This is a genomic window from Rhodococcus sp. P4_B6 (assembly GCF_056402215.1).
The window spans coordinates 1-8,267 of the sequence record NZ_JBFUHV010000274.1 but is presented as its reverse complement, the minus strand read 5'-3'; the positions used below and the strand labels follow the sequence as shown (position 1 = coordinate 8,267).

General features: G+C 70.2%; 6 protein-coding genes and 2 pseudogenes. 3 read left to right on the top strand and 5 right to left on the bottom strand.

Features of this window, described 5'->3' with window-relative positions:
* The 3 genes and pseudogenes from AC1DWT_RS48035 to AC1DWT_RS48025 all read left to right on the top strand — a co-directional run.
* Positions 1-205: pseudogene (locus AC1DWT_RS48035) on the top strand (ISAzo13-like element transposase-related protein); the annotation flags it as partial.
* A gap of 100 nt (positions 206-305) precedes the next feature.
* The gene (locus AC1DWT_RS48030; RefSeq protein ID WP_241031512.1) at positions 306-1,016 is read left to right on the top strand and encodes a DUF8020 domain-containing protein; all 711 of its coding nucleotides are present in this window, start codon (positions 306-308) and stop codon (positions 1,014-1,016) included.
* Entirely contained in the window at positions 1,013-1,714 is a 702-nt protein-coding gene (locus AC1DWT_RS48025; protein ID WP_477925964.1) for a DUF8020 domain-containing protein, read from the top strand. The genes AC1DWT_RS48030 and AC1DWT_RS48025 overlap by 4 nt, the downstream gene beginning before the upstream one ends.
* 88 nt (positions 1,715-1,802) lie before the next feature.
* Here AC1DWT_RS48025 and AC1DWT_RS48020 read toward each other — a convergent pair whose 3' ends face one another.
* From AC1DWT_RS48020 to AC1DWT_RS48000, 5 genes and pseudogenes are all read right to left on the bottom strand, one after another.
* Positions 1,803-3,113 carry a S1 family peptidase gene (locus AC1DWT_RS48020; protein WP_477925963.1) on the bottom strand — a complete coding sequence of 437 codons (1,311 nt, stop codon included), beginning with the start codon at positions 3,111-3,113 and terminating at the stop codon, positions 1,803-1,805.
* Positions 3,114-3,371: 258 nt separating this feature from the next.
* Complete coding sequence (locus tag AC1DWT_RS48015; protein ID WP_072937433.1) at positions 3,372-4,691, bottom strand: S1 family peptidase; 1,320 nt, start codon at positions 4,689-4,691, stop codon at positions 3,372-3,374.
* A 112-nt stretch (positions 4,692-4,803) separates the two neighbouring features.
* Positions 4,804-5,946, bottom strand: a complete 1,143-nt coding sequence (locus AC1DWT_RS48010) for a hypothetical protein (RefSeq protein ID WP_477925962.1) — start codon at positions 5,944-5,946, stop codon at positions 4,804-4,806.
* 119 nt (positions 5,947-6,065) lie between these two features.
* Entirely contained in the window at positions 6,066-8,024 is a 1,959-nt protein-coding gene (locus tag AC1DWT_RS48005; protein WP_477925961.1) for a LuxR C-terminal-related transcriptional regulator, read from the bottom strand.
* A gap of 6 nt (positions 8,025-8,030) precedes the next feature.
* Positions 8,031-8,267, bottom strand: a pseudogene (locus AC1DWT_RS48000) (Hsp70 family protein); the annotation flags it as partial.

The window sequence follows — 8,267 nt, the reverse complement described above, 5'->3', positions numbered from 1 at the left end:
CATTGTCGAGACCATCGCAGCCACCACCACCCGCACCGGCCTGCGCGTGCGCGCCGAACTGGACACCGCCGAATATCCCACCGGCGTCAAGATTCCCGACCGCGACATGGCCGCCCTCACCGACACCGGAACCCTCACCCGCCACGACTTCCACGGCGAATGGAACTACACCCTCCACCCGAACCCCGACACGCCCGAACCTGACTAAGTTAATTCATCGCAGGCCCTTAGGCTAACCTTCGTCCGTCACAGCGCTGCTCTTGAAACGGGTCTCGATGAACCTCCGACGGTTTACTGCCACATCCATGCTCGTCGTCGCGGCGATGGGAGTCGGGGCGGCCACGTCATACGCCGATCCGGCCGCCGCACCCCGGCCGGCAGCGGAACAGGGCATCCCGAACATCAACTACCAGACCGCTCGTGACGGCGACGCCGCTGTGGCCACCCTCGACGCCGGCGCCTTCTCGATCAACGCCGCGAACGACACCGTCGACGTCGTCGACGACGGTGGCCGCGTCGTAGCGTCCATTCCCACGTTCTTCCGGGTCGACGACCTGCAGCATCCCTTCGCCGTCGCGGTCGACGAGTCCGCGCGTGTCCTGCGACTCGTCCCGAACATGGATCCCTCCGCAGCGACACCCGTCCCCGTGTCGGAACGGCTGACCCTCGACGACGTCGCTGCACCCCAGGACAAACAGGAACGCGACGAGCGCGCACTCGACGACTTCCAGCAGCAACTCGGAATCACGACCGCGATCACCGCGATCGTCGCCGCCATCATCGGCGGGGCGATCGGCTGCGCGGTCGGCATCATCCCCGGCACGGCTGCTCTGGTGATTCCGTTCCTCGGTCTTGCCGGGCCGGTGGCTGGATGCATCGGAGGGGCGCTGATCGTGGCGCCCGTCGTCGCGCTCGCCGGCACCATCGTGGTCGGCGGCGGCGCCCTGGTGGTTCTGGGTATCCAGTACTTCAACACCATCAACAGCCCGTTCGTCGCACCGGCGCCCGCGGCATGAGCGGCCGGTTTGCACGGAACCTGCGGGCCGTCACCGGAGCAGCGTTCCTCGTCGTCGCCTCCCTCGGCATCTCCGCAGGGACGGCACATGCAGCGCCGCTGACGCAGCAGGATTCGCCCGACATCGGGTACGAGGCGCACGCCGAGGGTGAGTCCGTGATCACGTCGATCGACGCGGGCGCGTTCCGGATCACCGACACCCGGGAAGCGATCGAGGTGGTGGACGGCAGCGGCAAGGTGGTTGCTGCGCTGCCGCTCACGATTCGGCTCGGTGATGTCGTGTATCCGATCGACGCCGATCTCGACGGCCGCACGGTGAAACTCACCCCGCAGATTCCCGACGACGTTGCGGCGTCACTGAAATCGGTGGCGCAGGACGGATTCGACACACAGAAAGAGCGCGACGACGTCGCGCTGGCCGACTTCAACAGCTATCTCGGCTACGCGACGCTGATCGGCGGTCTGATCTTCGGGGTGATCTTCGGCGTCGTGGGTCTCGCCGTCGGGTGCGGGCTACTCGCCGTGACCGTGATCGGCACTCCCGTGGGATGCCTCGGCGGCCTCATGGCGGGATTCGCCGCCGGCGGGCTCGCCGGAACCATCTTCGTCGGTGGCGCCGCGCTCGTGATCCTCGGAATCCAGTACCTGATCACCATCAACACGCCGTTCGTTCCGCCCGCGCCGGAACCCACCGCCTGATCGGTTCGTACGCAGCCCACCAGTGCGCCGACGACAACGGCCCGCCTCCCCGAAGGGAAGCGGGCCGTCGTCGTCGGTAGGCGTTGCGTTACGAGGTGCGGACGCGCAGACCCGGATTCTCCGCCAGCACCTCGTTGATCGGCGTGGCGAACAACTCGGGGCTCTCGCCGAGGACGAACGTGACGACGTCCGCGACCTGGCAGATCGGGTACTGCCCGACGTTGGAGGCGCTCGAGATTCCGAGGGCCAGCGTGCCGGTCACGATCGTGCCGCCGCTGTCGCCCTGCAGGGCGCACATGCTCGTCGAGAAGCTGTCGGCCAGCGTGCGCTCACCGACGGAGACGGTCTGCGCGACGGACGTGACGCGACCGCAGGTGAAGCCGGTGGTCAGACCCGACTTGCACACCGGGGCGCCGACGACCGGGTCGGCGGTTCCCGTGATCGCGACCGGCGCCGCACCGGGCACCCGGACGCCGTTGTTCTCGAACCGGCGGGCGGCGTCGTCGTCGGCCCGGATGATCGAGTAGTCGTGGATGTCCAGGCTGGTCTTGGCGAACGTGCCGATCCGCGGACCGGTGCCACCCGGGACCAGGGAGAACGCCTCCGACGCCTCCGCGGTGCCTGCACTGGACCGGTTGGGGTCGCAGTGCCCTGCCGTGATGTTCACCGGCCTGCCCGAGCCGTCGGTGCCGTTGAACCCGAGCGAGCAGCGCAGCCCGACTCCGCCGCCGAGCGAGCCGTACGCGTCGCCGCCCAGCAGGGCGTCGGCGGGCAGCGGTTCGGCGATGGGGGTGAGGTCGGTGGACGGCAACGGAGCGGCCGTCGCAGGCGACTGCACGACGCGGGCGCCCTTCAGGAAGTCCGGAAGCTGCAACCCGCCCACGTTGTCGGCGCGGAGCACGAGATCGTTGTTCACGATGTCGATGGCGACGCCGCGAACGAGATCGGCGACGGCGGGCGGCTGGGTGTCGAGCCAACCGTCGAGCGACTTCACCTGCTGCTGCAGGCTGCTCTCGCTCTGCGCCACATCCTTCACCTGGAAGCCGGCCTTCTCGGCTGCGGCGACCGCAGCCTCCTTGTCGGCGCCGTCGGCGAGCCCCACGATCGGGGTGCCTGCGTTGTCGAGCCACGTTCCGGCGAAGGCGTCCGGGAACTGGGTGCGGGCGATCTTCGCGAACTCGGCCAGCTTCTGGCCCAGCTCGGAGTGCTCCAGGTACTGGTCCGGGCTCAGCGACAGATCACGCGAAATTGCGTCGATCAGTTCCGCGGGCAGCTTGGCGGCCTGGCCGGACACTCCCGGCTCGACCGGATCGGCCTGAGCGGAGGCGGTGACCGGACCGAGGAGCAGCAGCGCGGCGGAGCCGAACACGGCGGCACGACGTGCGATGGAGCTTCGCATGGGGGCCTTTCTATGTTGTTTGTTCGCAGTTGCCTCGCGGGCGCACGCGAATACGACCCCCCTGACAGGTAAGGCCGTACACAGTCGGAGTCGACTATATGGGTTCGCCCCGTCTATTCCCACCTGTAACACTCTCGGCGGACGACGCCGCTGGACAAAGCGGACACCGGACAGCCGGGGCGCTTCTGCCGTACACACACCTGCGCCCGGTGTCCGAGACGAAACGGGCACCGGGCGCAGGGTGAAAGCGGTGGCGAACTAGTCGGAGATGGTGCGCACGCGCATCCCGGATCCGACCGTGTCCACGATGTCCGCGACCGGGATGCCGAGGCTGGCCGTGCCACCCTCCGGTGCCAGCACCAGGTTCGCCTCCGTGCAGTTGGGGGCGCCGCTGGCATTGGAACCACTCGTGATGCCCAGTGCGAGAGTGCCGGTGACGATGGCACCGCCGCTGTCACCCGCGAGGGTGCAGGCGGTGCCCGCGAAACCGTTGATCACGCGGCTCGAACCGTCGGCCACGAACAACTGCGTCTCGACGTGATCGGCGGCGACCACACCACACGTGAACGACGACGTCTGGCCCGACTTGCAGATCGGGGCGCCGACGACGGGACGGGCGGTGCCGGTGATCTCCAGGGTGGTGCCGTTCGCGCCGCGCACCGCGGGACGGTCCAGCCCGGCCTTGACACCCGCGTCGTTCAGCTTGATCACCGAGTAGTCGAGCTTGTCGGCCGGGTTACCCACCGACGACTTCGAGAACACGCCGATCTGCTGGCTGTCGTCGACGTTCTGGTGATTGGGGAGGAACACCGGCGACTGCTGACCCTCGGCGGGGTTGCAGTGCCCGGCGCTGATGTTGACGGCCTGGCCGCTGTCGTCGACGGCGTTGAAGCCGAGCGAGCAGACGGAGATCTCCGAGATCGGCGTCTTCGGCAGTTCGCCCGCGGTGGTGATGTACGTGTCGCCCGCGAGGGGACCCCGCTCCACCGGACCGCCGCCGCCGGGGCTCAGCATCACCTTGACGTTGGCGAGCAGCGTCGGCAGGTTCAGCGCTTGGCCGACGGGGCTGTTGACGACGTCGATGACGACGCGGTTGTCGAGAACGTCGATCGACGCGGAGTTGACCTGGGAAGCCACGTCCTTCGGCAGTCCCGCGATCCAGCCGTTCACGTCGGAGAGGGTCTTCTCCAGGCCGTTCGCGGACACCGGCGCAATGCGGGTGTCGTACCCGGCCTTGGCTGCGGCGTCGGCGGCCTCGTTCGTGGTGACCGCGACGACGGGCTTGCCGTCGAGGCCGATCCACGCCCCGGCGAAGTCGTCGGGATGCTGCTCCCGGAAATCCTCGGCGTAACTACCCAGCTCCTGTGCCTTCGCGGCGCGGTCGAGGTATTCCTGCGGGCTGATCTTCAGGTCGCGGGTAATGGCCTCGACGAGTTCGGCCGGCAACTTGTCGGCGCTCAGCTGCGTGGTGTCGGGCTGCGTAACAGGGTCGGCCTGGGCGGCAGTGGAAAACGGAAAGAGAAGAAGCATTGCCGAGGCGCCTACAACAGCGGCGCGGTGCGCCAGCACGTTACGCATGAAATCCCTTCTGCACGGAATCCGTTCACTGGGGATTCCTTCTGGGGTGGGTATCAGCGCCCCACCTTAAGCTACGGACGGGTCGACCCGTCGGGGAGGTGCGACCGAAGCCTCACTGACCTGGCGTTTTCAGCGCAGGCAGCACCGGAGTCGTCGTGGTGGTCGCGGCCAGCGGTTCCTTCGTCGTCGTGGTGGTGGTGGTTGTCTCCGGCGGTGTCGTCGTGGTCGTCGCGGCGGTGGTCGTCGTGGTGGTCTGGGGGACCGTGGTGATCGAGGGAAGGGTGATCACCGGCGTCGTCGTCGTGGTCGTCGTCGGCGGGGGCGGCGGCACGAACACGGACGTCGTCTCCACCGGGGCGGGCGGGGGAGCGACCGGGATCGGGGCCTCGAACTCCGTCGTCACGGCCACCTCCTGCGTGCTCGCCGTCGGGAAGACCGCGGGTGCGACCGGTGTGGGTCGCGCGGTCGACGTCGTCACCGACGCGGTCTGGGCGTCCTGGATCGACGGGACCGCGGTGCTGTTCTTGCCGGTGAGCGCGAACGCGACCGCCCCACCGGCCACCACCAGTGCGGCCGCGGCGACACCGGCGATGATCAGTGGCCGACGGTCGGGGCGCTTGGCGGCTGCGGTCGGTGCGCTCGCCTTGGTCTCGGCCGGCGGAGACGCGTCGGCGGACGCAGCCGCCGCGGGCACCGCCGTCACAGCGGAGTACGCGGTGTGCAACGGGGCCTCGACGACGGGAATCGACTCGGTGTCGGCGCTGGTGTCCTCGTCGGTCAGGGCCAGCCCGGCCGCCAGCAGCGCCGCACCCTGGGCCGGGGACTCCGGCGATGCGGCGAGCGCCACCGACTCCGGGATGAGAGTTGCGTCGCCCAGACCCATGTAGTCGAGGGATTCACGCAGCTTCGTGACGATCTCCGGCGCCCAGTCCGACGGATGGGTCGCGGTGACCTTCACCGTGCCGGACAGTCCGTCCGACGCCTCCCGGAACAGGCAGAACATCGCCGTCGCGACGAGGTCCTCGGCGCGGGTCAGGGAACCCGCGTACTCGATGCCCGCGGGCTCACCGACGCGTGCGAGGAAGTCGCGGACGGCGCCGGTCGACTCCGTGCCGGGGTCGCCGAGCTGAACAGTGCCGTCCGGGGCCGTGAACAGCACGGACGGGTGTTCGATCGTCCTCACGTCGGTTCCGGAAGCGGTCACCACCGCCGTGGAAACCGAATCGCCGACGGTGAGTCCGACTCCGGTGGTCATGGAAGATCCTTACTGGCACGGTTCGAGAGGTGCGTCATCGCACCACGTGCACAGTGTGTCGCGCGCCGATGCCGAATGGTTACATACGGCACCCGTGAGTGCTTGTTAACCGCCGGCGGTTAAGAAGTACTCACAGGTGGCGGAGCCGCAGACCCGTGGCCCATCGCACGCAGCATCGACAGCAGTTCCGACCGCGACCCGGCGCCCAGCCGCCGGCGGATCCGGGCCACGTGGTGCTCGATCGTCTTCGCGGAGATGTAGAGGCGGGACCCGATCTCCCGGTACGTCAGCCCCTGGACGAGCAGTTCGGCGACCTCCGCCTCGCGGTCGGTGAGCGACCCCGGCGTGCTCGGGCTCGGCACGACCGCGGAGTCGGCGCCGCTGCCGGCGGACGTCGGCTGGCGCAGGGCCCGCGCGACCTGCAGCAGGGTGGTCGCCGCCCGGGTGTCGGAGGCGCGCAACGCGGCCTCACCGGCGAGACGCGCGCCGTCCCACGGCAGGCCGATCCGGTCGAGGGTGCGGGCCGCGTCCTCGACGGAGGCGGCGTCGATGTCGCCCTGCAGCACCCGCAGCCAGGCGCGACCGGCGGCGGCGAGCCCGGACGCGTACGTGCTGACCTTGGCGGCCTCGCCGAGTGCGCGGGCGTGCGGCATCAGATCGGCGGGGCATTCGGCGAGGATCGAGGCCTGCACGCCGTACCAGTGCAGCGCCGACCCCCACATCGCCGGTTCGCCGAGGGTCCGCAGCAACGACCGGGCGTCCTCGACGAGGTGGGTGATCCGCCCGGGTTCGCCGACCCGGATCGCGGTGAGCCACAGTTCGCCGAGCGGCAGCAGACTCAGCAGGTCCACCGAGTACTCGGCGAGCACGCCCTGCGCACCCGCCCACGCCTGGAGCAGGGCCGCGTTGTCTCCGGTGCGCCGCGCCAATCCGACCCGCAGGCCGTGGACGAACAGCAGATCGCGCTGGTGCATCGACGCGGCGTCGAGACCGTCGAGCCGGGACTGCGCCGACGTGAGGTCGCCGCGGACCATCGACGTCCACGCGGTGAGCAGTTGGTGCCGGTTCGCGGTGACACTGCCGGGGCGCTCGGCTTCCCGGGCCCGGGTGAGGACGGCGTCCGCGTGGGCGAGTTCGCCGCAGTGGAGTGCGGCGAGGGCGGTGATCGCGGCGGGGGAGTCGGGCAGCATCCGGGGCCGCGACGCGCGGCCGGGCAGCGACAGGGCGCGGGTCAGTGAGTTCAGTGCCGCATTCGCGGACGCGGTCACCGACTGCACGAGTCCGGTCGCGACGAGGGCGGCGCCGGCGGTGGCGGCGGTGGGGGGTGCGCCCGCGCTCGTCGCGAGAACGGCTTCGGCGTCGTCGAGTCGGCCCGCGACCACGAGGACGGAGGCGGCGAGGGGGGCGTCGGCGCCCGCCCGGTCCGCACCGAGCCAGGCGTACAGTTCGGCGCTGCGGTCGATCATGCCGCAGAACGCGGCGCCTGCGGCCGAAATCCGGACGGCCGCAGCGAGTTCCGGGCCGTCGACGGTCGCGGATCGTTCGAGGACGGAATCGGCCAGCCCGACCGCAGTGTCGAGGTCACCGTTCAGGGCGCTCGCCTCGGCGTACGCGACGACGGCCGTGTCGCGGAGCTTGCCGACCCGGCCCGCTTCGGCGTACAGCGCGACGGCGACGGCCGGTTCGGCGAGTTCGGCCTGGGCGCAGAGGAATTGGCTCAATTCCTCGCTGGGTGTGCCGGTCGCGGCCACCGCGCGGGCGACGGGAAGCGTGAGCGTTCCGCCGTCGAGGTGATGGGCGAGCAGGCGGCGGGCCAGCATGTGCAGGCGGTTCTCGCCGAGCGTGGTCGTGAGATGCGTGTGGTCCGCGAGAACCAGCGTGTCCCGTTCGTCGACCCAGCCGTCCGAACGGAGCGCGTCGACGGCCGCGCGGGCACGGTCGGGTTCGACGTCGAGTACCCGGGCGACGACGGTCTCGTCGAGGTCGCTGCCGAGTAGAACCAGTGCGAGAGCGGAGAGTTGCGGGCTGTCGAGGTCCGCGAGTTCCGTGGGAGGGAGCGGTGAGGGCAGCGTGGACACGTCGCCCTATCCGCCGTTGCCGAGGACGCCGGGCACCAGGCCGGTGACTCCGCCGACGACGCCGCCGACCGTGTCGCCCACGCCGTTGACGGTGTTACCCACCGCGCCGGCACCGCCGACGATGGTGTTGGCGATCGCGGCGCCGCCGTCGGACGGAACGCTCGGTGCCGGAGCGGGCGCAGGTGCCGGCGCGGGGGCGGGTGCGGGTGCGGGGGCAGGCGCCGCAGCGGCGGGGGCCGGGGC